23 protein-coding genes are annotated in these 23859 nt (G+C 45.2%); 6 read left to right on the forward strand and 17 right to left on the reverse strand.

Annotation, left to right across the window (positions count from 1 at the left end; all coding sequences use genetic code 11):
* Positions 1-118: 118 nt before the first annotated feature.
* The 5 genes from astB to ACVA58_RS11000 all read right to left on the reverse strand — a co-directional run bounded on the left by astB (position 119) and on the right by ACVA58_RS11000 (position 4409).
* A complete protein-coding gene (gene astB / locus ACVA58_RS10980) occupies positions 119-1465 on the reverse strand; it encodes an N-succinylarginine dihydrolase (protein ID WP_446510485.1) in 1347 nt (448 codons plus the stop codon).
* A 307-nt stretch (positions 1466-1772) separates the two neighbouring features.
* On the reverse strand, positions 1773-2105 hold the full coding sequence (locus ACVA58_RS10985) for a DMT family transporter (protein ID WP_446510703.1): 333 nt from the start codon (positions 2103-2105) through the stop codon (positions 1773-1775).
* A 116-nt stretch (positions 2106-2221) separates the two neighbouring features.
* The gene (locus ACVA58_RS10990; RefSeq protein ID WP_446510486.1) at positions 2222-2608 is read right to left on the reverse strand and encodes a hypothetical protein; all 387 of its coding nucleotides are present in this window, start codon (positions 2606-2608) and stop codon (positions 2222-2224) included.
* Positions 2609-2758: 150 nt separating this feature from the next.
* Positions 2759-3682 carry a cation diffusion facilitator family transporter gene (locus tag ACVA58_RS10995; RefSeq protein ID WP_446510487.1) on the reverse strand — a complete coding sequence of 308 codons (924 nt, stop codon included), beginning with the start codon at positions 3680-3682 and terminating at the stop codon, positions 2759-2761.
* A 145-nt stretch (positions 3683-3827) separates the two neighbouring features.
* Complete coding sequence (locus tag ACVA58_RS11000; RefSeq protein WP_446510704.1) at positions 3828-4409, reverse strand: DNA-3-methyladenine glycosylase I; 582 nt, start codon at positions 4407-4409, stop codon at positions 3828-3830.
* A 373-nt stretch (positions 4410-4782) separates the two neighbouring features.
* Between ACVA58_RS11000 and ACVA58_RS11005 the strand changes: the two genes are divergently transcribed.
* Positions 4783-5064 carry a hypothetical protein gene (locus tag ACVA58_RS11005; RefSeq protein ID WP_446510488.1) on the forward strand — a complete coding sequence of 94 codons (282 nt, stop codon included), beginning with the start codon at positions 4783-4785 and terminating at the stop codon, positions 5062-5064.
* A gap of 144 nt (positions 5065-5208) precedes the next feature.
* Here the strand turns inward: ACVA58_RS11005 and ACVA58_RS11010 are convergent, their stop codons facing one another.
* The 5 genes from ACVA58_RS11010 to ACVA58_RS11030 all read right to left on the reverse strand — a co-directional run bounded on the left by ACVA58_RS11010 (position 5209) and on the right by ACVA58_RS11030 (position 10553).
* Complete coding sequence (locus ACVA58_RS11010; protein WP_446510489.1) at positions 5209-5559, reverse strand: hypothetical protein; 351 nt, start codon at positions 5557-5559, stop codon at positions 5209-5211.
* Between the two features lie 158 nt (positions 5560-5717).
* Positions 5718-6905: a cystathionine beta-lyase gene (locus ACVA58_RS11015; RefSeq protein ID WP_446510490.1), complete on the reverse strand. Its 1188-nt coding sequence runs from the start codon at positions 6903-6905 to the stop codon at positions 5718-5720.
* A gap of 142 nt (positions 6906-7047) precedes the next feature.
* Positions 7048-7944 carry a protein translocase subunit SecF gene (secF, locus tag ACVA58_RS11020; protein WP_446510491.1) on the reverse strand — a complete coding sequence of 299 codons (897 nt, stop codon included), beginning with the start codon at positions 7942-7944 and terminating at the stop codon, positions 7048-7050.
* Position 7945: 1 nt separating this feature from the next.
* Complete coding sequence (secD, locus tag ACVA58_RS11025) at positions 7946-9766, reverse strand: protein translocase subunit SecD (protein ID WP_446510492.1); 1821 nt, start codon at positions 9764-9766, stop codon at positions 7946-7948.
* A 247-nt stretch (positions 9767-10013) separates the two neighbouring features.
* The gene (locus ACVA58_RS11030; RefSeq protein WP_446510493.1) at positions 10014-10553 is read right to left on the reverse strand and encodes a hypothetical protein; all 540 of its coding nucleotides are present in this window, start codon (positions 10551-10553) and stop codon (positions 10014-10016) included.
* A gap of 311 nt (positions 10554-10864) precedes the next feature.
* On the opposite strand from ACVA58_RS11030, the gene ACVA58_RS11035 reads away from it, so the two are divergent.
* Positions 10865-11746: an NAD(P)-dependent oxidoreductase gene (locus ACVA58_RS11035; RefSeq protein ID WP_446510494.1), complete on the forward strand. Its 882-nt coding sequence runs from the start codon at positions 10865-10867 to the stop codon at positions 11744-11746.
* A 69-nt stretch (positions 11747-11815) separates the two neighbouring features.
* Here the strand turns inward: ACVA58_RS11035 and ACVA58_RS11040 are convergent, their stop codons facing one another.
* From ACVA58_RS11040 to arcC, 5 genes are all read right to left on the reverse strand, one after another.
* Positions 11816-12298 carry a hypothetical protein gene (locus ACVA58_RS11040; RefSeq protein WP_446510495.1) on the reverse strand — a complete coding sequence of 161 codons (483 nt, stop codon included), beginning with the start codon at positions 12296-12298 and terminating at the stop codon, positions 11816-11818.
* Between the two features lie 261 nt (positions 12299-12559).
* The gene (locus ACVA58_RS11045) at positions 12560-13117 is read right to left on the reverse strand and encodes an NAD/FAD-utilizing enzyme (protein WP_446510496.1); all 558 of its coding nucleotides are present in this window, start codon (positions 13115-13117) and stop codon (positions 12560-12562) included.
* A gap of 191 nt (positions 13118-13308) precedes the next feature.
* Positions 13309-14355 (reverse strand): putrescine carbamoyltransferase, encoded by a 1047-nt coding sequence (gene ptcA / locus ACVA58_RS11050; RefSeq protein WP_446510497.1) that lies wholly within the window; start codon positions 14353-14355, stop codon positions 13309-13311.
* A gap of 298 nt (positions 14356-14653) precedes the next feature.
* Positions 14654-15268 (reverse strand): TetR/AcrR family transcriptional regulator, encoded by a 615-nt coding sequence (locus ACVA58_RS11055; protein WP_446510498.1) that lies wholly within the window; start codon positions 15266-15268, stop codon positions 14654-14656.
* A gap of 8 nt (positions 15269-15276) precedes the next feature.
* Entirely contained in the window at positions 15277-16191 is a 915-nt protein-coding gene (arcC, locus tag ACVA58_RS11060) for a carbamate kinase (RefSeq protein ID WP_446510705.1), read from the reverse strand.
* Between the two features lie 276 nt (positions 16192-16467).
* Here arcC and ACVA58_RS11065 point away from each other — a divergent pair, with 276 nt between their 5' ends.
* Positions 16468-17892 (forward strand): APC family permease, encoded by a 1425-nt coding sequence (locus ACVA58_RS11065; RefSeq protein ID WP_446510499.1) that lies wholly within the window; start codon positions 16468-16470, stop codon positions 17890-17892.
* Positions 17893-17908: 16 nt separating this feature from the next.
* Positions 17909-19000 (forward strand): agmatine deiminase, encoded by a 1092-nt coding sequence (gene aguA / locus ACVA58_RS11070; RefSeq protein ID WP_446510500.1) that lies wholly within the window; start codon positions 17909-17911, stop codon positions 18998-19000.
* Between the two features lie 93 nt (positions 19001-19093).
* Here aguA and ACVA58_RS11075 read toward each other — a convergent pair whose 3' ends face one another.
* The gene (locus ACVA58_RS11075) at positions 19094-20827 is read right to left on the reverse strand and encodes a sulfatase-like hydrolase/transferase (RefSeq protein ID WP_446510501.1); all 1734 of its coding nucleotides are present in this window, start codon (positions 20825-20827) and stop codon (positions 19094-19096) included.
* 260 nt (positions 20828-21087) lie between these two features.
* Here ACVA58_RS11075 and ACVA58_RS11080 point away from each other — a divergent pair, with 260 nt between their 5' ends.
* Complete coding sequence (locus ACVA58_RS11080) at positions 21088-21270, forward strand: hypothetical protein (protein ID WP_107348920.1); 183 nt, start codon at positions 21088-21090, stop codon at positions 21268-21270.
* 276 nt (positions 21271-21546) lie between these two features.
* On the opposite strand, the gene ACVA58_RS11085 is transcribed toward ACVA58_RS11080, so the two are convergent.
* Complete coding sequence (locus ACVA58_RS11085) at positions 21547-22803, reverse strand: D-amino acid dehydrogenase (protein ID WP_446510502.1); 1257 nt, start codon at positions 22801-22803, stop codon at positions 21547-21549.
* A gap of 170 nt (positions 22804-22973) precedes the next feature.
* On the opposite strand from ACVA58_RS11085, the gene ACVA58_RS11090 reads away from it, so the two are divergent.
* Complete coding sequence (locus ACVA58_RS11090) at positions 22974-23858, forward strand: LysR substrate-binding domain-containing protein (protein ID WP_446510503.1); 885 nt, start codon at positions 22974-22976, stop codon at positions 23856-23858.
* Position 23859: the final 1 nt, after the last annotated feature.

The following is a 23859-nucleotide window of genomic DNA, read 5'->3' on the forward strand; positions in this document are numbered from 1 at the left end:
CCGTCACGGGCATTAAATTTTAATCCCCCTATTATCCCTTTGTCGCTTGAATCTCGTCAACCTTGTGTTGCCCACTATAAGCAAGATAAGCGGTACGATCGCACCGCAAATCAGAATATTAACGCTGGAAAGGATAGACAGTGCCTAAATTGAGGATTTGGGTAAGCTCATCAAGAGCCGTACGAGACTCCAACAACAAAGAAGGGTCAGCTAAATCCGTTTCAACCAGTTGATCTCGATAATTTTTTTCTACCCACAAGCATAACTGTTTGTACAAAGCATCGGACATTATTGTATTTGGGTTTACAGCTGCCAACTCAGCCTGATTTAGCGCAACACGCAGTCTCAAGCATGCCGGCCCCCCGCCATTTGCCATACTCTGTTTTAGATCGAAAACCTTAATTTCATCAATACCCTGCTTGTTAGCTAGAAGCTGCTCTAAGTATGCCCACACCCTCGGGTTATTCCGGCACTCTTCTGGCAAGATCAACACATTATCACCGTTAGGCGTAGTGATCAGCTGCGAGTTAAAAAGATAACTGGTCACAGCATCGTCTATTGATACGCTCTTTGTTGGTACTTCGATAATGCGCATTTCACCCGACAGCTTCAGGTTTAGCTCGTCATAAACCGCCTGCTGATTCAAAAATGCCTGTTCATGGCAGAAAAGGACATTACGGTTACCGACTGCGATGACATCATTGTGGAACACGCCTTGGTCAATCACATCAGGGTTCTGCTGGGCAATCACCACCTTGTCGGTATCCAGCTGATGCAACCTTACCACCGCTTCGCACGCTTCAAATGTATGCCGGGCAGGGAATTTCTTTGGTTCAGGATAACGGTTGTCAAAGGCATAGCGGCCAAAGACAAAAAATTCTACCCCTTGCTGGCCATAGTCGAGGCAAAAACGGGTGTGGTTAGCTGCGCCTTCATCGCCGAAGTGCTCGACACTCGGCAAGGCTGGATGGTGAACAAAATGGCTATCGTTAGCGAAAGTCGCTTTGAGAATTCGTCCTGTCACTTCATGTTCGATAGAGCGATGGAACTTATTGATTAGATTCGCCGGGGTAAAATGGACTTTTCCATCCGTGGTATCAGCCGAAGGCGAGATTGTTGCCGCATTGGCTGTCCACATGCTTGACGCAGAGCAGCAAGCCGCCAACACTTTCGGCGCCTGAATCGCTGCTGCGGCCAACACCGACTGATCGCTTCCGGTAAAACCCAAGCGACGCAATGTTGATATATCCGGCCTCTCCTGTGGAGCGAGCACACCTTGCACCATTCCCATATCAGACAAAGCTTTCATCTTCGCCAACCCTTGCAGAGCAGCCTGTTTAGGGCGAGAAGGGGTAGCTTGGCTCTTCGCCGACGCGACATTACCAAAAGAGAGTCCACTATAATTGTGAGTTGGACCAACTAGACCATCAAAGTTTGCTTCAAGTGTGTTCTCTTTCATAGACATTCCATGTTTTATATTCACCTTTATACCCAAGACCAACAATAACAAAGGCGCTACATTTACAACAAGCTTGGCACAACCTCTTAATTAAATAGTCTAACAAGATAGAAATGGTGCCTGATGGCATGGCTATGCAGGAGCCAAGCGATACAAGAAGCTCAGTTGCTCCTACTGCTGGGCTAATGTGTAATCGAATTGGGTGGCTGCACATATTTACGCGTTTGCTGATTAAAAAAAGCCGGCTTCAGACAAACAAGCTTTTTTCGGATATGTGCGCTGGATCAGCATCGTAATGACCCTGATATTAGAGTTAGTGACTTACGGAATGAGAAAATACGTTAATGACAACCGTGCCTGACAAGATGAGCAACATACCGACGAGGGCTGCTAAATCAAGTTGCTGCCCATGCCACAACCAGCTAATCATCGCGACCAATACAATCCCCGCACCACACCATATCGCATAAGCAATACCTATAGGTACGGCCTTGACCGTAATAGATAACATAAAAAAGGCAATGGCATACCCTAACAGCGTGATCAGGGTTGGCACGAATTGGGTAAACTGCTGGGTTTTCGGCAACATTGACGTTGCAACAACTTCACAAACAATCGCAATAGACAATGCCATCATAGGCGGCATAGACGCAATTAACTTAAACATCAGAAACTCATAACACGGGGAAACCGCTTATCGTATTCCAGTTTGATGAATAAGTCATGACGTCGGACATAAATTAAACTATGCAAAGCCAAGGTTTAATCATCCCACTCAACCACATGTCCCGCATCGTAAATGCCATCACTGTAAGCCGGGGAGAAATTAATAAAGATGTTTTCCTTAGAAATCGGCAAGACATCAGCCAAGGTATTGGCAATGACTTCCAACATACTCGCAATCTGCTCTTCAGTATTGAAGTTTGGGGCGACGAGGTGAACTAGCAATGGGTGTGTTTTATCTGGCTGGCAATCAACCACTTTACCGTTATGGGCATAATGATGAGGAGAAAGGTAATCCCATGTCACCATGACATGTTTTAAATCGATATCGCTAGTTTCTGACACGGCTTTTGAAAGCACACCCAAGGTAGCTGGAATGTTCACTTCTTGAGCAAAAGGCAAAGACTTGATTCTAATTAACGGCATGGTGCTTCTCCTTTATGACCTTACCTAGCAACATCATTGTTGCTAGGTAAACTGTTTCGGTCACTTTTTAGAAGATAGTTAAACGCGCTACTGTTGCACCTTCTCAATATTGAGAATTTTAACTTTTTTGTCACCGTTATCGACAAAAAATTAATCGCAGCTCTTATCCTCACAGCATGGGTTAATCACTCTCTCGGCACAGGTATAAGGCTCAATGTGTATCACGACATCAACCAGTTCATCAATTTGAGCCAAGATATACGATTTGAACTTTTCGCTAACAGTGTGAGCATCTTCAACACGCATGTCTGGGTCTACCAACATATGAAAGTCCAATAAAATAGTACTTCCAGTACGACGACTGCGAATAGCATGGACTTCTTTTATTTGAGGCATCTCACTGGCATAACCTTGGATTTTTGCCTCAATATCTTCATCAACCTGTGCCTCGGTCAATTCCATAATGGCAGGCCATAATATTTCAATCGCCGCTTTTAAAATCATCGCCGTTACGATCAATGCTGCCACTTGATCGAGGTAATGCAAATCAGGGAATACAAAATTCGCCACTACCGCAACAGCAACGGGCAAAGAACTCAACGCATCACTACGGTGGTGCCAAGCATTGGCATGAAGAGACCGGCTATTGATTTTCTTGGCTTGGATAACGGTCCAACGGTAAAGCACCTCTTTCACCACAATCGAAGCCAATGCCGCCCAGAAAGCCATCATCCCAGGAACAGTGGTTGTTTCATGCCCTAATGCCGACAGTGAATCCCAGCCAATACCGATGCCGACAATCAGCAGTAAAATACCAATAAATATATTGGTAAAAGTTTCAAAGCGACCATGGCCATATGGGTGGCCTTTATCAGCAGGGGCTGTCCAATAACGTGAGCCGATCAAAATAGCCGTATCGGTGATAAGATCCGAAAAACTGTGGACACCATCGGCAACTAACGCCTGACTGCCAGTAATTTTACCTACCGTGATCTTTAATACCGCCAAACTAACGTTAGCGATGGAACCAACCCAGGTTGCTCGATGGATTACTTTTACCGGATTTTCAGCCATTATCCCAACTTCTTACAAGGTTAAAATACCCTCGTCACTTCAAAGTGCGAGAGGAAAGTGTAGTAAATATAATACTCTGCATCACTCTGACAAACCAGTTTCTCTCCGCTATCACATTAATAGATAAGGACTATCAAAACGGAGGTTATCTATTTTTTTCTTCTAGTATTTTTTGATAGCAATGACAACTCACTAAATGGTCATTAACCATGCCAACGGCTTGCATGAAAGCATAACAAATCGTCTCACCCACAAACTTAAAACCCTTCTTTTTGAGAAAACGACTCATTTTCTTTGAGGTCTCAGTGAAAGCCGGAATATCGGCCATGGTTTGCCAATGATTAATTACCGGCTGGTGATCGACAAATTGCCACAATGCATTTTCCAGACTGCCATACTCATTAATTAACCGTTGTGCAGCTCGGGCGTTATTAAATACCGAGCTAATTTTTCCACGATGTTTTATGACATCATAATTGGTAATAATTGCTTCTATGTGATCATCTTCGTATGAAGCTAACTTTTCGATGTCATAATTATCAAAAGCAGCCCTGTATGCTTCTCGGCGTTTTAAAATGGTGTACCAACTAAGCCCAGCTTGCGCACCTTCAAGAGTAAGGAATTCGAATAAATATGTATCTGATTTATTTACCCGCCCCCACTCTTGGTCATGATATTCACGCTCAATGGGCTGTTTCATAGCCCATGCACAAACACTTTCTTCCATTGCAACTCCTTGTATATTGTTTAATTTTTCATCGTAAAACTTAGTTACAACAATGATACTCACCCCAACTTCTTGAACACAAATAAAATTCAACCCAACTACCCCTTAAGGATTAGTTTGCGATGGTACCCCCTCTTGATTATATTCTCTTAGGGAATTACTCTGTAAACGTTTACTGATTAGCAAGTCAATTATCTAGGGTAAAGTGACAGCTGGGGTTAAATTAATTTTCAGATACTCATTCTAATTTCAATTTTCTGTTACCAGTATCACATAAACCTAGATGAGCTATGTAATTCGAATTGAAAAATAGCAACTTAGTTCCATAATGGGGAAATCAATACACTGCTATTGATTAGGGAAAAGGACTTTTATGAGACATATCGCCGATTTTATCGAGCAACTAGAAAAAGAAGATGACCCATTTAGTATTTGGGTGTACTCCAGTAAAGGTCAATATAGCCAGTTCGGCAAGCAAGGTAACAAGATTTCAACCCCAGCTCTTCAGCGTGCGTTGAACAAATACCTACAAGTTGTGGTAGAGATGAATAATGAGTCTGATGAAGATGCATTTTTATTACTGCCAGAAGTGCATGCCGTTGTACCTGTTTCGTTTCGTGACGGCCAAGTACAATCACTGACTCGACCAAACTAAAAAGCCATAACATTTTGTGACTAACGATTAAGAACGATACCTGGCTAGGTCAATCTTAAACACAAAATGATAGTGACTTAACCAAAAACAGACCGCCTTGGTCTGTTTTTTTATGGTTTTTAATACACCCTGAGCGCTCTACGATCACTCGTAACTGTAGCTAAAACTCTGGTAAGGGTTAATAAAAGATGTCTGCATCAACACTCGCTGCCCAGTCTCCTGACAGGCTTTGTTGCCATCATCCCAACCTTGATTGAATTTAGTATCACTACCATCCAGAGTTTCATCCTTACCAAAGACTTTGCCATAATTGCCTGTAATGCCCAACGCACTGTCACAGCCTTGGTTATAGCCATAATGGTAGATACTGTCGTATGGCACATCGTACACATAATCATCAGGAAAAAGCTGATAGTTTTCCAGATCTGAGCTTGAACAACCCAGCATTGTCATCGGGAGTATGACAATCGCAGCCCAATACCCTGTCTTTTTCATAACTACCCCTCTAGCATCGCGTTTACTAAATAGTAGCTAATACCTGCCCATACCGGTGCTCAAGAAAGATAATAGCCGCAATATTGGTGAAGCCGCAAAAGGTCAGAGCAACAAAAAGGCCAGCATTGCTGGCCTTATCATCGGAAAAGTAAAGCTAATTATTGGTTCAGTACCGCATTCAACCTTTCGAAGCCTCGTTCCAAATCAGCAATGAGATCATCCGCTGATTCCAAACCAATATGTAATCGCAATAGTGGGCCAGCAAAGTCTTTCTTGGCAACAGTACGCAGCGAGTTGATATTCTCGTTCGCGAGGATCAAGCTCTCAAAGCCGCCCCAAGAATAACCCATGCTGAAGTGCTCCATACCATCAAGCAATGCCGTCAGCGCCTCGGTATTACCGCGATTCAGCACAACAGAAAACAGGCCATTACACCCTTTAAAGTCACGCTTGTAGAACTCGTGGCCCTCACAGCTTTCAAAAGCTGGGTGGCGAACATGATCAACTTCTTCGCGCTCTGTTAGCCACTGCGCAACTTTAAGGCTATTTTGCTCATGCTGCTTCAAGCGCACACCTAAAGTACGAAGCCCTCGCATAGCTAGGTAAACATCATCCGGAGAAGTGCACTGGCCTAAGAGGTAACTATTTTCTTGAAGCTGTTCCCAGCAACGCTCATTCGCCACTGCGGTTCCCAACATGACATCAGAATGTCCCACGATGTATTTGGTCGCAGCTTGAATCGAGATATCAACGCCATGCTCAAAAGGCTGGAAGTTGATGGGTGACGCCCAAGTATTATCCAGCATCACAACTAGATCGTGTTCATGGGCAATACGAGACAAGGTCGGAACATCTTGAACTTCCATGGTGATTGAACATGGAGACTCAAGGAACAATACTGTTGTATTCGGCTTGATGAGGTCGCGGATCCCTTCACCAATCATAGGATCGTAATACGTGGTTTCCACACCCATCTTATCGAGGATCTTGTCACAGAAGTCACGGGTCGGTTCGTAAACACCATCGACCATCAAAATGTGATCACCCGCTTTGACGAAGGCCAAAATAGCACTGGTAATCGCTGCCGTTCCACAAGGGTACACAGCACAACCTACACCACCTTCTAGCTCAACCATGGCATCTTGAAAAGCAAAGTGAGTGTTGGTGCCACGGCGGCCATAGAACAGGGCTTGGTTCTTTCTATTGGCCGTTGCCTGCTTCATCTCTTTCACCGACTCAAACACTATGGTCGAAGCTCGGCTAACAGGCGGGTTAACCAGCGACTGCGTCCACTTTGCAGAACGTCCTGCAGTAACGATTTTGGTCTCTAATGATTTCTTTCCCATGTTGCGTCTCTTTCCTTTCATTCTCGGCGCTAGTCTCCATTCATTTGACGTTATCACAGTTGGCCGCTAAATGGGTAGCCATGAAAAAAAGACAACAAAAAAGGGCCAGAAGGCCCTTTTAACTAAAAATACAGCTACCGTCTTATGGCTCCTGTGAAACAGGCTGCAGCTGATAGTGTGAAGAATTCAGCTTAAATAACTCTGGTAGCGAAGTGCCCACCGATACTGAAGACCAAGTCCCCGTCAAAATACCGATAAACATCGCAATGGCAAATCCTTCTAGGGGGCCACCACCTAATAACCACAGAGAGCCTACGGTCAGCAACGTCGTACCGGATGTGATCATAGTACGGGAAATCGTCGCAGCTATCGCTTCATTGTTGATATCTTCAATCGCTTTTTTTGGCTTCGAAATCAACAATTCGCGAATACGGTCAGCAATGATGATGGAGTCGTTAAGCGAGTAACCCATAATAGCCATCACAGCCGCCAGCACCGTCATATTGAACTCCATCTGAGTCAGCGCAAAGAAGCCTAGGACAAAGATCACATCATGCGCTAAGGCGAAGACTGAACCCGACGCTAAGCGCCATTCAAATCGGTAACTTAGGTAACCTAGAATACACAGCACAGCGACCAAAAGTGCTAATCCACCCTGCTCTGCCAATTCCTGCCCCACTTGTGGGCCGACAATACTGGTATTTAACACCTGTACTTGTGAATCAATTGTATGCAGTGCAGCGGCAATATCTGGTGCATCACCTTGCTCTGGAATCGCATAACGCAATACCCAGCGCCCCGGCTCACCGGCCGCAATCACACTAGCATCCTGCCCCAGTTTTTTATCCAGCAGTTGATCGATTTCGTGGCTAGTTAACGCACTGTTGGTTTGAACCTCAGTAACAATACCACCCGTAAAATCTAGCCCCCAGTTCAAACCTTTAACCGAAATAGCCGCAATGGAGCAAATCAATAAAATAATGGAAATGACACTCGTAACGTGACGCCATTTTGTTGCATTTTTCATAGTGATAAACATATTAAATTCGCACCTCACGTCGAGCATCACGACCCCACACCAAATTGATAATGGCGCGGGAAGCAAAAATACCGGTAAACATACTGGTCATCAGTCCCAGCCCCAATGTCAGGGCGAATCCCTGAATAGGGCCATTACCAATCGCGTAGAGAACAACCGCAGTGATCATGGTGGTGAAGTTAGCATCGAAAATCGTACTGAAGGCACTACTAAAGCCTCGGTCGATTGCTTGAGACAAACTACGACCTTCTCTTAGCTTGTCGCGAATACGTTCGAAAATAAGTACGTTAGTATCTACCGCCATACCGACAGTCAACACCAAACCGGCAATACCCGGCAGCGTCAGTACCGCCCCTGGGATCATAGCAAGCAGGCCAAACAGCATCACCATATTGAAGACCAGTGCGACATTCGCTACCCAGCCAAGACGTCGGTACCACAAAGCCATAAAAATCAATGTCAGGCCCAAACCCAATGCCAATGCTGCAAAACCGTTTTCAATATTTTCTGCACCCAGTGTTGGACCAATCGTACGCTCTTCAACAATTGTCACAGGTGCTGTTAGTGAACCCGCACGCAGTAACAGAGCCAACTCTTGAGCATCTTGCATTGAGCCAGCACCGGTGATTCTGAAGCGGTTACCCAGTTGGCTTTGGATCGTTGCCACACTGATGATTTTGTTCTCTTGTACCGCATTGCCTTCGCTGTCACGGCTGTACTCGCTAAAGGCTGTAGCCATTGGCTTACCGATGTTCTGGCGTGAGAAGTCAGACATGATCTTGCCACCAGCACTATCAAGGTTAATATTCACCTCAGCCATACCCATCTCGCCAAAACTGGCACGGGCATCAACGATATGATCACCACTCAAAATAGGCTGACGTGCTACGCGTACAGGCTGCCCATGCTCATCATTGATGATCATTGTGCTGCCACTGCCCAGCTCACGAACCGGATAGAAAGCCAAGCTGGCTGTTGCACCGATAACACTCTTAGCTGCCGCAGGGTCTTGAACACCAGGTAATTCGATACGAATGCGATTTTCACCTTGGCGCTGTACCAAAGCTTCGGTGATTCCGAGCTCTTCAATTCGGCTGCGCATGGTTTGCAGGTTTTGTTGAACAGTTAGGTTACGAAGCTGTGTTTGCTCATCAGCTCTCAGAGCCAACTTAACACCATGGCCAGCATCATTGGTTACTTGCCATTGAGGGTAGTTTTTGCGGATAAACTGGCGAACTTTACCATTTGCTTCGCTATTAGGTAGACGCACGACCAAGGTATCTGAAGCCACTGCTTCAATTCGAGTATTTCGAATGCCTTCCGTGCGAAACTCCTGACGCAATTCATCTTGAAGCAAATCGCCCTGTGCTTGATAGACCTGATTCATATCCACATCTAACAAGAATTGAACACCGCCGCGAAGGTCCAAGCCAAGCTTGATAGGCGCAAAGCCCATACCCTGCAACCATGCAGGTGCTGCAGGTGTCATGGCCAATGTTAATTGCGAATCGCTATTAGGTCCCATTTTCTCCGCTAAAACCGTACGGGCTTGGGTCTGCTGTGATTCGTCGGCAAGCACAACCAAAGTACTATCGGATTGCTGGTCAATACGCTTAACCGCGATATCATGCTGCTTTAGCGTATTTTGCAATTGGACAACATCAGGTACGGACACGCCTTTGGCTGAAACTTGCACTGCAGCATCTTCACCGTACCACGTCGGGACTGCGCTGAGCGTCATCACCACCAAGGTGACAAGAAGGACAACATATTTCCAAGCGGGATAATGGTTCAATAACCGCTGAGGGGCTTTTTTTCTCATATTTTTTTACCACTGTTTTTGTTGCACCCCATGTATAAGGAAGCACAACTCACTGCTTTTTCAATCAAATTGAAAACAGTCTTAATGCCGCCCCTACTCGTTAGTCTCTTTGCAGCCATGAGCTAAAGACGCGCAGTATCAATACATAAGTAGCAATACCTAAAGCGAAACAATACTCAGGGCAAAGTAATAACAAGCAAGGTTTCATAATCCTACTTTTACAAAGCAGGAATAGATTGATGACAGGCTATGCCAAGGAGAGGCGGTGGTGGTAAACGGTGTAGATAAGGTTAGATTCCTTCCAACCGGAAATCCGGCCTGAAGGGGGGGAAGTGTTCAGGGTCCAATCTAGCGCTGGCTGCATATCGACTCGGTAGTCCTTGGCAAAGCTCGGGACAGGTTCGATAGGCAACTCGATCGCCAATTGATAAGCAGGCTCAACCTCTTCTGGATCATGGCGCAGCAAGCTGGCAAAACGGCTAGAAGTGACAATAGCGAGGTCAAGACTGCGGTCATGGTTGGAGTGTTGGTTGTTATTCGATTGGGAAGTGCTGTGAACGTCTATCGCATCAACTAAGTCAGTCTGATCCAACTTAAACAGTGCATTGAGCTCTGTTTGAGAAGCCTGAAGATGTAAGTTTTGGCTTCCGGTAGCAAAGAATCGATCAAAAGAAGCGGATTGTGCCAATTGTTGTGAAAACGCCATCGGCATATAACGATTAGCATCATTGTCGACACTGCTATAAACACTATGCTGTTGTCCTGCAGTAGCATTTGATACAGGCATGATTGAGCCTGCATGGCTAGGCCATACAAATCCCAAACACACTATCAACATCAAAACTCTTAGCACAGAAGTCAGCATAAAACAGCCATTACAGAATAACTTTCCGCATCATAGGGGCTGAGCCAGTGATTCACAAGAAAAGAATGCGTTTACCCACTTTTTTTTAGTTATTTTTTGACAAGTCCATATGTGCTATATATCGAAGCAATTCAATGGTATTTCTAGCCTATTTCTAAGATACTGAAAAACCACATATTCACTATCCGTCTTCACCGTTACTCAGTAGCGCTTATGTTAAGGGAAGCAAACACATGACATCACATAAAATTGCATTTATCGGACTGGGCACCATGGGCTTCCCGATGGCTGGCCACCTCGCCAATGCTGGCCACCATGTGACCGTATACAACCGTACCACTGCCAAAGCAGAAAAATGGGTCGAGACTTATGCTGGCAGCTACGCCCTAACGCCTGCTGAGGCGGCTGAAGGGGCTGACTTTGTATTTACCTGCGTCGGTAATGATGATGATTTGCGCCAAGTATACTGTGGTGAAGATGGCATCCTGGCATCTGCAAAACCGGGAGCTGTACTCATTGATAACACCACCGCCTCTGCAGAAGTTGCTAAAGAAATTGCCGAAAAAGCCGCGGATTGCCAACTTAGCTTCCTTGATGCGCCTGTTTCCGGTGGTGAGGCTGGCGCGGTAAATGGTTGTCTTACCGTGATGGTTGGTGGAGATAGCAAAGTATTTGAACATGCCAAACCGGTTATGGACTGTTTTGCCAAAGCCACCACCTTGATGGGTGGGGTCGGCTATGGCCAAATAACCAAAATGGCTAACCAGCTGTGTATTGCTGGTGTACTTCAAGGATTATCAGAAGCCATTACTTTAGCGAAGTCTGCAGGACTTGATATCGAGCAAATGACTGAAGTGCTCAAGCACGGCGCGGCAGGATCTTGGCAGTTAGAAAATCGCGCCCAAACCATGGCAGAAGATAAGTTCGACTTCGGCTTTGCCATTGACTGGATGCGTAAAGATCTAGGTATCTGTTTCGAAGCGGCGGAGAAACTTGGGGTTGAACTCCCTATCGCCAAACAAGTTGACCAAAAGTATGCTGAACTACAAGCCCGCGGCTACCATCGTGCCGATACCTCCGTGCTCATCAAACAGTTCGATAACGATAAACGCTAGTCTTTCCTACTAAAAAGCATGAGGCTGTGAAATGGCCTCATGCTTTTCGTTCGTTACAACAACCGTATATTACAGTTTGATATCGACTGCTAAATAGAATGAATCGAGCTGCGACATATTACGATCTTTCCAGTCATCCAATGTGTCGATAACACGATACCCTAATTCCATGCTATACCTGTCATTAAGCGAATACTGAACACCTGTTTGTGCGCCCAAAGTCCAGTCATTATCCGAGCCTTTGAATACGGTGTAACCCGCACTACCACCAATAAACCAATTCCACTTTTGATTGTCTGAAATACCCACCATATAGTCATATGAAGCAAAAAGGTTCGATGCCTCAGAGTCTGTTGCATATGCATAAGTACCAGTTACTCGATGGCTGTCATTAATGACTACACCCGCACGTAAGTTAGGCTCAAATTGATGCCCTGCATTATTCATGACACCATCACTGACCCCAAGCCCAATAAAGCTCTCGTACTCAGCTGCAGACGCAGTACCAGACAACAAGATTGCAGATGTCACAATTAAACCTAGCTTTTTCATTTTGTACCTCACAGATAAAAAACATCGTTCAAAATCAACTGCAAAGATACGGCTGTAGGCACAGAAGTTATAGTGAAAGTTGTTTAATTTACATTAATATTGGCTTACTGGCTGAGCAGCGGTGAGCTAAAAAAGCTAAAAAAGCTAAAAAAAACAAAGCACCTTCAGGTAACCGCTTCACCGCTTAGTTGAAACAAACCGGGACAGCCCATACTTCCAGCAAGCAATGCGCTGTGTCGGCGCGACACGTATCCTTGAAACTTACGGCAAGGTGTGCATCGTGCGCTCCCAGCGATTCTGAAAAGCGATTAACCAGCGTGGCGGTGACTTCCCCGTGCCCGCCGGTTCGAGTTTGTCATGAGCCAGTGTTACGTTGGCCAGCATGATTTCTTGCTTAGGTTCGACATCTACCATGAGTACATGGCGGCCAGATTGAAGTACCTGCTTAAAGCGACGGAACTGGTAATGAAGCTCCTGGAAGCCAAACAGTCCCCCTTCCCACGTAATAAATCCCAGCATAATTATTGCCAACATAATGAAAGGCAACCAACCTACGCTATCCACCACGCCAGTAAAATAAGCAAAAAACAGAACGACAGCAGCCACCACAATCCCGATAACTGCCCCAATTTCAGTGGAGTGGATAACATCATTACGCATGAAAGATTTGACCGGATGAAGGTGTTGATGGCGGGCAACTTCGGCATCATTGTCGGTGAGCACATGAATTTGAGACGGGCCAAGCCCACTCAGCTCTAACTCATATTCCACCAGCTCAAGGTCGTCTAAGTCGTCGCTAATGTAAAAGACCCGCACCATAGTGGCCTCCTAACGTTTTAATTCGACGGGGTTGTCATTAAATTTTAAACCATCTTTCTAATATGGGATGGCTATTAAGGATAGTATTCAGACATATGGCTAATGGGGAAAGATGTTATGCTTAAGCTGCAGCGGAGTGATAAAAAAGTAGCCCGATTGATTAATCGGGCTACTTTTATCAGTGCTTATAGTTATAGCGAAGAAAGAAAGCTATCAATCTTATCTTTATGGGCCGCTTCAACCTCTGGGGTTGGAATGGTCATATCTTTATGTGTGAAGTACACCAACAGTGCCATTTGTGCGGTGAGTCGATTTTCAGCCTCATCAAAGATCAATGAATTGTCAGCTTCCATCACGCCACGTGTACACTCTCGCTGATCATTGGCTGGCAAGCAGTGCATGAACATTGAGTTAGGCCCCGCTTTAGTCATCATGTCTTCTGTCACGACATACTCTGGAATGAAGGTTGATAGACGAATTTCTTTCTCTTCTTCCTGGCCGAACCAGTAAAAGCTATCTGCGACGATAATATCGCAGCCCGCCACTTCATCGGTGTTGTCAGTAATAACCAACTTACCACCCGAGGTTTCACAGTTATCCAGCGCAATATCAACCCACTTCTGTGGTGCCTTGAAGCGCTCAGGGCAGATATGCTTGAAGGTCATGCCAAATTTGGTGCAAGCAAACATCAAAGAAGACGCCACATTGGTTGCATCGCCCACAAACGCCACCGTTAAATCACTCAGTGCTTTCCCTTCTGGCAGGTGTTCTTTCATGGTGAACAAATCAGCCATAATCTGAGTTGGATGCAACCAATCACACAGACCATTGATAACCGGTACGCTGGCGTTCTTAGCAAGCCCTGCGACAGTGTCGTGCTCATCAACACGCGCCATAATCACATCCACCATGCGTGATAGCACACGGCCTGTGTCTTCGAGTGATTCTTTAGCGCCTAAGTGGATATCCTTTGGAGATAGGAACAATGCATGACCACCCAGAATTGTTGCTGCAGTTTCAAAAGATACTCGCGTTCGAGTAGAAGGCTGCTCAAAAATCATCGCTACGGATTTACCTTTAAATAGCTGCGGAACCGCGTTGTCTCGACGTGCTTGTTTCAGCATCGCCATCAGCTCTAGAATTTCTTCAAGCTCTTGTTTGGTAAAATCCTGTGTTTTAAGAAAATGGCGCAGGTTAGGTTTAGTTAGTTCAGTTGCACTAGAAGATGGAAGTCTCATTTTCGTTTCCTTTTACCAGAGTTAAATTATTTATCCAGCAATCACCGTGTGGTGTATTGCTTGGTTGAATTCAGTATCTAGAAAAAGAAAAAATGATTCTAAAATTAGAATCACTAATCGGTACACTTATTTACACTTGAATACTTAGGTTGACACATGTCACATCTATTATATTTAAGTTATCGTGTTTTTCGATATTCTATTTTAATCTTTACCAAGACAATAAAAACCCACTACAGCATCAGCTATAGTGGGTTTTTAAATACTACAGTTTTATTGATTTAACTGCTAAATATTATCAATTTAGCGTTATGGCTCTAGGTAATTGCTTAGGCAAATAAGTGCCTAAATAAGCTTCTGTAATCACAATGGCTTCTCGTGCCATTTCTGGTGCAATATCACCATTTTCTCGATAATTCATCGAGTAAACTTTATCTGCAACCTGTAATGCTATTGCAAATATATTGACATCACTCGGCAATTCAGGGAGGGTAAAAAACCGCCGATAAATGTCTTCAACTTTCTTTCCCAATAAAAGATCATTTTGCGCGTCAGCCTGCCTGACGGTTGAGTAGGTATGTTGCCCTAATAATGTGTGCTGCGCCAAAGGAGCCAAACGATAATAATCGACAAAGCTCTGTTCTATCATTCTGTTAATATCAGACCAATGATGAACATTTTCAGTTACGATAGCATCGTCTAACACCCTCTCAAAGTCATCGAAGACCTTGGTCATTAACTCACAAATCAAAGATTCGATATTCGGATAATGATGGTAAACCGTTGATGCGGCAATAGCTGCTTCTTTGGCAACATCATAAATGGATATTGAATTCACCTCCCTCTGTGATGCTAAACGAATTGCCGCTGAATGGATCCTCTCAAGTCTCTTCTCTGTCGACTCTTTTCGCATTAAATAACCTATCCGTGTATATGTGTACCAGAACGGCTTGCCATGATATCTGAGGCTTTATGGAGTGAACCAATATGCCCAGTACCTGACGTTTGGATAGCAAAGTCACAACAGGCCTCAACCTTAGGCGCCATTGATCCCGCAGCAAAAGTATATTGCTGCAACTGCTCAACCGTTACATCATAGAGTGGCTGCTCTGTTGGTTTTCCCCAATCCACGCAAACATTTTCGCCATCAGTCAAAATAAGAAAGTGCTCTGCATTCAACTGCTTGGCTAATGTTGCAGCAGAGAAATCTTTATCGATTACTGCTTCAACCCCGTGGATTACACCCTCATGCTCAACCACTGGGCATCCGCCACCACCACAACATATTACTGTATGACCAGCGTCGAGTAATGTGCGTATACTATCAATTTCAACAATTCCCTGTGGGAATGGTGAGGGGACCACCCGGCGCCAGTACTCACCGTCCGGCTTAATATCCCAGCCATATTGTTTCGACTTCTCCAACGCCGTTTCTTTGTCGTAAACTGGACCGATGAACTTATTAGGCTCCTCAAATGCAACATCATTTTTATCAACTGCGATCTGAGTAAGGACCGTGCTTACCTGCCCATCCGGTATATACTTTTTCAAGCTTTGAGCCATCATATAGCCAATCATGCCTTGAGTTTCTGCACCCAATACATCTAAAGGATAGGGTGGCGCATCGGTATACGCTAAATTTTGTAATGCTAGCAGTCCAACCTGCGGACCATTACCGTGTACGATAACAACTTTATATTCATCACTTAATTTAGCTAACGCTTTCGAAGCAATATCAATGTTACTCGCTTGGTTTTCGTAACTCATTAATTCGCCACGTTGTAATAATGCATTACCACCAACAGCGACCACAATAATTGGCTTTTCCTGTTTCATATTGCTGCCCACCTTATCTATCGTCAAGAAACTGCTACTTAATCTATCTCTATAGATAAAGAGCAATATTTGATTAGAATCAATTTTATCAACCAAGCCGTATTGACATGTTTTAATTATGGTTACAGTCACGACTTTGCCCTCCATATATTAATGATGTCCGATAAGTGATTCTAATAACGAATATCAACGCCCCTTAAGCATAAGATTTACTTCGTGAGATAAAGAATTAGACATCAAGCATAAATAACGTGTAACAATCACGGAGATATAATTATGGAAACACAAACCTCAGGCGGCAAGATGGGCGTCGGCAGTCTTGCCCTCTTTAGCCTATGTGCTGTTATCGTTGTTGACACTTTAACAGCCTCCGCCTCCATCGGTACCAGTGCGATTGGATGGTGGTTAGTCACCCTTATTGTTTTTGTCATCCCTTACGGATTAATCACTTCTGAGCTGGGCACCACTTACCCCGGGGATGGCGGTATTTACGACTGGGTCAAAAAAGCGTTTGGCTACAAGTGGGCGGTTAGAACCACGTGGTTTTACTGGATAAACGTAGGGCTATGGATGCCTGCAGTTTACATTATGTTCGCCGGTATGTTTGCAGAGCTCTTTTTTCCTGGGCTTTCCCTTATGTGGCAAATCGCGATCTGTATAGCGCTAACTTGGCTGACTATCTGGATCTGCAATGTGTCTGTGGATGTTGGTGTATGGGTAACTAACATCGGGGCAATTCTTAAAGTCACGGTTATTTCCGTCCTCGGCTTCGGCGGTTTTTTCTACGCCGCCAAACACGGTGTAGCAAATGAATTCTCTATTTCTGCCATGATGCCGAGCTTAGATACTGGGGTCGCTTTCCTCCCTGCTTTAGTGTTCAACCTAATGGGCTTTGAGCTGGTTGCCACCATGACTAAGGAGATGAAAGATGTTCGTGATATGCCGAAATCCATTTTCCTTGCCGCGGCAATCACCGCTTTCTTATATGTATTCGGCACTGTTGGGATCCTAATGGCTTTACCTGTACAAGATATTGGCTTGGTCGCTGGTATTGTCGATACGCTTCGCAAACTCTTTGGCACGGGTGTATTCGGTACGGGCATGGTGTACCTTATCGGTACCATGGCATTGCTAACCTTTATCGGCAACATGGTGACCTGGACCATGGGTGCCAGCCGAGCGGCTGCAGAAGCGGCAAATGAGGGGGAACTGCCTGAGGCCGTAGCCAAAATGTCTGAAAAGCACGGCACCCCAGTCGGTGCCAACAGCATTACCGGTATTCTTTCGACGGTGGTGATTCTGGCATATGCCGTGTTTGCCCAAACCAGTGATGATTTGTTCTGGTCAGTGTTTGCTTTCTCTAGCTGTATATTCCTTCTTCCTTATCTCTTTATGTTCCCTTCATACCTGAAGCTACGTATCAGTGACCCAGACACAGAGCGACCTTTCCGTGTACCGGGTGGACTAGGCGTACAGTGGGCATTAAGCATCATCTGCTTTGTCGTCATCGCCCAAGCCGTGATCCTCTTTATCTTCCCTGAACTGATCGATATGGCTGTTAACTGGACATACAGTGCACCCGTCCTTATCGGGGTCATTCTGACCGTGGGCATCGGCGAATACTTATTGAAGCTCGCCGTCGATAAAAAGAATGCACAAAAAACAGAACAACTAAACCAGCAACCTTCTCATAGCCATTAAGATAGGATGTTTAGCCATGAGTAAAAGAATAGATTCAACACCAAGACAAGATGGTTTCAGAATGCCCGGCGAACACGAGCCCCAAGCTGCTGTGTGGATGGCATGGCCTGAGCGTACTGATAATTGGCGCTTTGGCGGAAAGCCCGCACAAACAACATTCGTCAACGTCGCTGAAGCCATTTCTCAATCGACCCCAGTCAATATGGTGGTCAGTGCCCAGCAGTTTGAAAACGCGCGTCAAATGCTGCCAGATAATGTTCGATTAGTCGAAATGAGCACCGATGATTCATGGATGAGAGATATTGGCCCTTCCTATGTCATTGATAGTGAGGGACATAGACGCGGCGTCGATTGGCACTTCAATGCGTGGGGCGGATTGGTCGATGGTTTGTACTTCCCATGGGACAAAGATGATGCCGTTGCACAAAAGGTTTGCGAGTTCCACGGTGATGCCAGCTACCGTGCGCCGATTGTTCTCGAAGGTGGCTCTATCCACGTTGATGGTGAAGGCACCCTGTATACGACGGAAGAATGCCTGCTCCACCCTAGCCGTAATCCAGACTTGTCCAAAGAAGAAATTGAGCAGGTGTTATACGATTACCTCTCGGTAGAAAAGGTCATCTGGATCCCGAGTGGTTTATACAATGACGAGACCAATGGTCATGTCGACAACCTTATTCACGTTGTTCGTCCCGGTGAGATTGTACTGACTTGGTGTGATGATAAAACTGATCCACAGTATGAAATCTCTCGCCATGCTTTAGATGTACTAGAGACGCAAACTGACGCGAAGGGCCGTAAGATTAAAGTACACAAATTACCTATGCCGGGACCTTTGTTCATATCTGAAAATGAAGCCAATGGCGTTGATGTTTCAGAGGGTATGGAGCGCACGCCGGGCGAACGTCTGGCTGGCTCTTATGCCAACTATCTGGTAACCAATGATCAAATCGTCTACCCGCTACTGGATGACAATTTAGATTCTGAGGTGGAGGACTTACTAAACCATCTTTACCCCGGCTACAAAATTACAGGAGTCGATGCCCGGGAAATTTTGCTAGGTGGCGGTAATATTCACTGTATTACCCAGCAGATTCCTTGTATCTGATTTATATTTAATTTTTCTCAAAATAAAGCGAACCTGTATTTACAGGTTCGCTTCGCTTTTTATTCGCCCCATTAACTTGGGCTATACGCTAAATTAGTATTTTGGACACACTGACGTTTTAAACTCTCTTTGTAATTCATCGCAAAGTAACGAGTAAGCAAACAACGCCCTGCTAGGGACTCGGCGTCGCTCCAGCAGGTTGTCCTCTTCATGCAGATCATTTTTCAGATCATACAGCTCAACTTCAGTTACACTCCGATCAGGAAATTGCACAGCTCCCCCCATCGGCTGCAAACCAGTTTGAACAATCAATTTATACTGCTTATCACGGATGGTTTTGCCCTCTCGAAGCGGTGTGGGTCCCAATAAAGGATTACCCAATACCGGTGTATTGTTCTCAATCAATGCGTCAGGGTAACCTTGCTCTGCAATATTGAAAGTACGCGGTGAAAAGTACTTGCTGGTAGTAGTTAGAGATTCGGCAAAACTGATCGAGTCCACCTTATGACCCGTTTTTACACCCGCAATATCGAGCAGAGTTTTATACAGATCGACCACATTAACTAGTGCGTCACTTCTTCGCCCAGGGTTACGAACACCCGGTCCAGAGACGACCAAAGGGACTTTTATTCCCAGCTCATAGAAGCTCCCTTTTGCCCGAGTTCTATCAAATGGAGCAACGACCACGTCACCTTGCGTGCCATTATCACCAACAAACACCACGACAGTGTTGTCCATATCAATCGAGCCAAACAACCTCTGCAAACTGGTATCAAAAGCAGAGACTAGTGAGTTAAATACTGCCCTCGCGAGCCTAGTATTAGCCCATATTGTTCCATCACCGTTTATTGGTGGAGTCATAGGAGAAGGGACACCAACAGGAAATGCGACTAAGGAACCCGGTAAATCATCATAACCATAAATCGGTAAGCTAACGCCATGGCACGAACCTGAGTTTGGTTCAACGTATTGGCAAAACTCATTGTATGCATCAACGACTTCTTGTTGTACCCAAGAGCCAACCAATTCTTTAGGGGCTGGTTGGTAAGGAAAATGAGGCGCGGTAAAAGACAGCCACGCAAAGGCTGGTACACCATAGCTTTTAGCTTCATCAAAAAGCTCAATGGTTTCATCAACTTCTACTATCGAAGTGAAAGTATTTTCAAAACCGCCAGAACTACCATCAACCACTTTTGGCCAATTAAAATATCTCGGAAAAGGTGCTCCTTGCACTATCCCCGTCCAATTATCATAACCCGCATCTAGCGGTGCTTGCATCGCTCGCGGATCAAATGGCCCTTGCCCATCAGTCAAATGCCACTTACCGATATGTTTAGTCCGGTACCCCTGCTCGCGAAGCAAATACGGTAATAATTTTTCTGGGTTATCGGTATCAAGGTCGTTACTATCATCGGTATTATTGCCCAATGGGAAAATAATATTGGTACGGCTAGGATATTTACCGGTCATGATAGTGCCGCGAGTTGTGGTGCAAGAAGGCATCGACCAAGAGTTGTTATAGGTGATGCCATCTGCTGCCAGTGCTTCTAAAGTTGGCGTCGGTGGTACATCTTTTCCTTTGGTATAGAGGCTTGAAGCATCATAGCCATAGTCATCTACGGTGATTAGCAGGATATTGGGTTGCTGATGATGATGGCCAATTGATTTTGGCACCTCAAACTTTGGCTCATCAAACTTTGGTGCAGGTGGAAAAAAATTAGCTTGCGCTAAAGGTGTAATGGCAAATAAACCAGCAGCCATCACCCCAGTCGTTACTACCCTTTTCCCTAAATCGATAATATCAATTGACGTTATTTGGTGTTTCATTGGTGTCCCCTATTATTTTTTTGTCGGGTTTAACACCGTAAATTTACGTAACCAATTACACTCGATGTGATTCATAGGTAAGACATTCTTGTCTATAAATAATTCATCAACTAATAAGGCAGGTATACACAATTAGTACAATTTAGCAGAAAAGAACATATTTTGAATGACTGGTTGCTGACACTTTCCTGACACAACACAAGCGCAAAAATCGTACATTCCGCACCTTGTTTTTGTCCATTACTACTGCAGTTTAAACGATGAAAAAAATCACTTTGCTTCTGGCCCTATTTGCATCTGTGACCTTAACCGGCTGCCAGCTCACCCATATCGAAGGGGAAGTTGACGGCGTGAACATCAAGGCATCAACCAAAGATGAACACCACAGCCATGGAAACGGTAACTTCTGCCCTCCAGGTCAAGCTAAGAAAGGCAATTGCTAATAAGCAAGCAGATTAGAGCCGCATCATCAATGCGGCTCACGGTTCAAACTTGCAACAATCGGTCAGAACACTTTATATAGCAACCCGTTAGGTTATACTGATTGAATCACCTGCTGCTTCATGGAGGAGCTTATGGATATCTCTAATCAGATATATTGGATCTTATTGCTCGCTGGGGCTATCTGCTTCATTGCGATCCGTTTGATCGAAAAAATCATGAAGCGTAATAAAAACAAAGAGTCGTAACCAATAGCTCCTTTCGTTCACCTATCGCGCTTAATTAATATAGCGGTACACATCTAGCCCGCTCGTATCGATATCGGTCTCTTTACTACTGATAATATCAGCCAGCAACTTGCCCGAGCCGCAGGCCATAGTCCAACCTAATGTGCCATGACCGGAATTAGTGAACAGGTTCTTAATCGGTGTTTTACCAATAACTGGCGTGCCGTCTGGCGTCATCGGCCTTAGTCCCGTCCAGTATTCCGCTTTCTCTATCTCACCTCCGTGTGGAAACAAGTCCTGAATCACCATGGCAATGGTTGCCTTGCGCTTTTCGGCCAAGCCTAAATCAAACCCAGCCAGTTCTGCTGTACCGGCGACTCGGATCCGATCATTGAACCGGGTCATTGCCACCTTATAGGTCTCATCCATCACGGTTGATATCGGAGCTGCATCACCATTTTTGACCGGCATGGTCAGCGAGTACCCCTTAACCGGATACACGGGAACGACAATGCCAGCCTGTGATAAGATCTGCGGCGAATAGCTCCCCATCGCCACCACGAAGGCATCTGCCTTTAGCTCCCCACAGCTAGTATGTACTGAGGTAATTCGATTGTCGTCCACCTCTAAACGGGACACATCAGTATCAAACAGAAATTTAACCCCAGCTTGCTTGGCAAAAGTCGTTAGCTGCTGGCAAAAAAGATAACAATCTCCCGTTTCGTCATCTGGTAGGCGTAAACCACCCACCAGCTTTTCTTGTACTGATGCCAACGCCGGTTCTGCGGCAACACAACCGGCAACATCTAACTCCTGATAACGCGTACCGCTTTCGGCCAATAATTCAATATCTTTGGCTACCGCTTCCAACTGCTTATCTGTACGAAATACCTGTAATGTGCCCTGCTGACGACCTTCATAGCTCAAATCAAGATCATTTCGGAGTTGCTTTAAGCACTCACGGCTGTAATTGGCGATACGTAGCATCCGAGACTTATTCACCTGATAGCGGGAAGTATTGCAGTTAGCCAGCATCTTGCTGGCCCAGAGGTACAGTTCAGGCGAAGCCGATGGTTTGATTTTCAATGGCGCGTGTTCTTGCATTAGCCACTTCATCGCTTTTACTGGAATCCCCGGTGCCGCCCAAGGTGATGAATAGCCATACGAGATCTGCCCTGCATTGGCAAAACTGGTTTCCTCAGCACTGCGAGGCTGGCGATCAATAACCGTGACATCATGGCCGGCTTGGCGCAGATACCATGCCGACGTCAAACCAACCACACCACTACCCAATACAATGACTTCCATCTGAACCCTCAATCAAACTCATCCAGCTATTCTGGATTAACAACGCATTATTGTGCGAGCAAGGATCGGTGATTTACATTCTGCTAACAATCGATATTATTTAAGAACAGCGTTTAGAAATTTTAAACGCCAATGTTCAGCAAGCCTAATCAACCTTTTTGAGGAATGTCGTGAGAGCGAGTACATTTGCCGGTCTGGCAACCTTTGCCGTTGTTGCCAAACACCAAAATATGACTAAAGCGGCGCAGGCGTTGCACCTTACAACCGGGGCGTTAAGCCAACAGATCAAACAGTTAGAACAGCGTCTTGATCTCACCTTGTTCCTGCGTCATTCAAGAGGGCTAACATTAACGGACAGCGGCAGGCAATTATATGAAGTCGTTGATTTGAGTATTCATCAAATCAACCAAGTATTAACGGAGCTAAAGGCACCTGAAACAAGTTCGGAGATCCGGCTTAAACTAACCCCATCTTTTGCCTTCAAATGGCTAGTCCCCAAATTACATGACTTCAATCGCCAGTATCCTGAACTCAAAGTACAAACTTTCGCTGATGGCGCACTGGTTGATCACCAGTGCGACGATGTGGACTTGGTGATTGATTACTGCCAGTACGTCAACACACCAACCGATGGAGAACTTCTGCTTGAAGAGCACCTAGTCCCTGTGATGAGCCCGGACTATTACCACAGGTTCAATTGGCAATCAGACAATATTTGGCAGGAAGTTACCCTACTACACGATGCAATGCCCTGGGTGGGGGCAGAAAAAAATGAAGAATGGAAATACTGGTTTCAAGCGACAGGCACCAACATCGAATGCACTCAAGGACACTACTTCAACCGTACCGACATGGCAATGGCCGCCGCTGAAGCGGGGTTAGGCATTGCACTTGCCCGACAAGCATTACTGGGCAATGAAATAGAACAGAACCGGTTGGTTGCTCCTTACCCTGCCATTAAAGCTCAAGCTGGCTATTATCTGTTTTGCCAACGCAACTCGCCGGCTATCACATATTTTTGCCAGTGGCTCAAACATAGTATTGCCAGTAAATAAA

It is taken from the genome of Photobacterium sp. DNB22_13_2 (assembly GCF_052873915.1).

Coding starts and splice junctions, on each gene's coding strand:
- ACVA58_RS11010 (WP_446510489.1), bottom strand. CDS start 5,559: ATGAAAAAGACAGGGTATTGGGCTGCGATTGTCATACTCCCGATGACA.
- ACVA58_RS11085 (WP_446510502.1), bottom strand. CDS start 22,803: ATGGAAGTCATTGTATTGGGTAGTGGTGTGGTTGGTTTGACGTCGGCA.
- astB (WP_446510485.1), bottom strand. CDS start 1,465: ATGTCTATGAAAGAGAACACACTTGAAGCAAACTTTGATGGTCTAGTT.
- ACVA58_RS11035 (WP_446510494.1), top strand. CDS start 10,865: ATGACATCACATAAAATTGCATTTATCGGACTGGGCACCATGGGCTTC.
- ACVA58_RS10995 (WP_446510487.1), bottom strand. CDS start 3,682: ATGGCTGAAAATCCGGTAAAAGTAATCCATCGAGCAACCTGGGTTGGT.
- ACVA58_RS10985 (WP_446510703.1), bottom strand. CDS start 2,105: ATGCCGCCTATGATGGCATTGTCTATTGCGATTGTTTGTGAAGTTGTT.
- ACVA58_RS11015 (WP_446510490.1), bottom strand. CDS start 6,905: ATGGGAAAGAAATCATTAGAGACCAAAATCGTTACTGCAGGACGTTCT.
- ACVA58_RS11065 (WP_446510499.1), top strand. CDS start 16,468: ATGGAAACACAAACCTCAGGCGGCAAGATGGGCGTCGGCAGTCTTGCC.
- ACVA58_RS11055 (WP_446510498.1), bottom strand. CDS start 15,268: ATGCGAAAAGAGTCGACAGAGAAGAGACTTGAGAGGATCCATTCAGCG.
- ACVA58_RS11045 (WP_446510496.1), bottom strand. CDS start 13,117: ATGGTGCGGGTCTTTTACATTAGCGACGACTTAGACGACCTTGAGCTG.
- secD (WP_446510492.1), bottom strand. CDS start 9,766: ATGAGAAAAAAAGCCCCTCAGCGGTTATTGAACCATTATCCCGCTTGG.
- aguA (WP_446510500.1), top strand. CDS start 17,909: ATGAGTAAAAGAATAGATTCAACACCAAGACAAGATGGTTTCAGAATG.
- secF (WP_446510491.1), bottom strand. CDS start 7,944: ATGTTTATCACTATGAAAAATGCAACAAAATGGCGTCACGTTACGAGT.
- ACVA58_RS11080 (WP_107348920.1), top strand. CDS start 21,088: ATGAAAAAAATCACTTTGCTTCTGGCCCTATTTGCATCTGTGACCTTA.
- arcC (WP_446510705.1), bottom strand. CDS start 16,191: ATGAAACAGGAAAAGCCAATTATTGTGGTCGCTGTTGGTGGTAATGCA.
- ACVA58_RS11075 (WP_446510501.1), bottom strand. CDS start 20,827: ATGAAACACCAAATAACGTCAATTGATATTATCGATTTAGGGAAAAGG.
- ptcA (WP_446510497.1), bottom strand. CDS start 14,355: ATGAGACTTCCATCTTCTAGTGCAACTGAACTAACTAAACCTAACCTG.
- ACVA58_RS11030 (WP_446510493.1), bottom strand. CDS start 10,553: ATGCCTGTATCAAATGCTACTGCAGGACAACAGCATAGTGTTTATAGC.
- ACVA58_RS10990 (WP_446510486.1), bottom strand. CDS start 2,608: ATGCCGTTAATTAGAATCAAGTCTTTGCCTTTTGCTCAAGAAGTGAAC.
- ACVA58_RS11040 (WP_446510495.1), bottom strand. CDS start 12,298: ATGAAAAAGCTAGGTTTAATTGTGACATCTGCAATCTTGTTGTCTGGT.
- ACVA58_RS11000 (WP_446510704.1), bottom strand. CDS start 4,409: ATGGAAGAAAGTGTTTGTGCATGGGCTATGAAACAGCCCATTGAGCGT.
- ACVA58_RS11005 (WP_446510488.1), top strand. CDS start 4,783: ATGAGACATATCGCCGATTTTATCGAGCAACTAGAAAAAGAAGATGAC.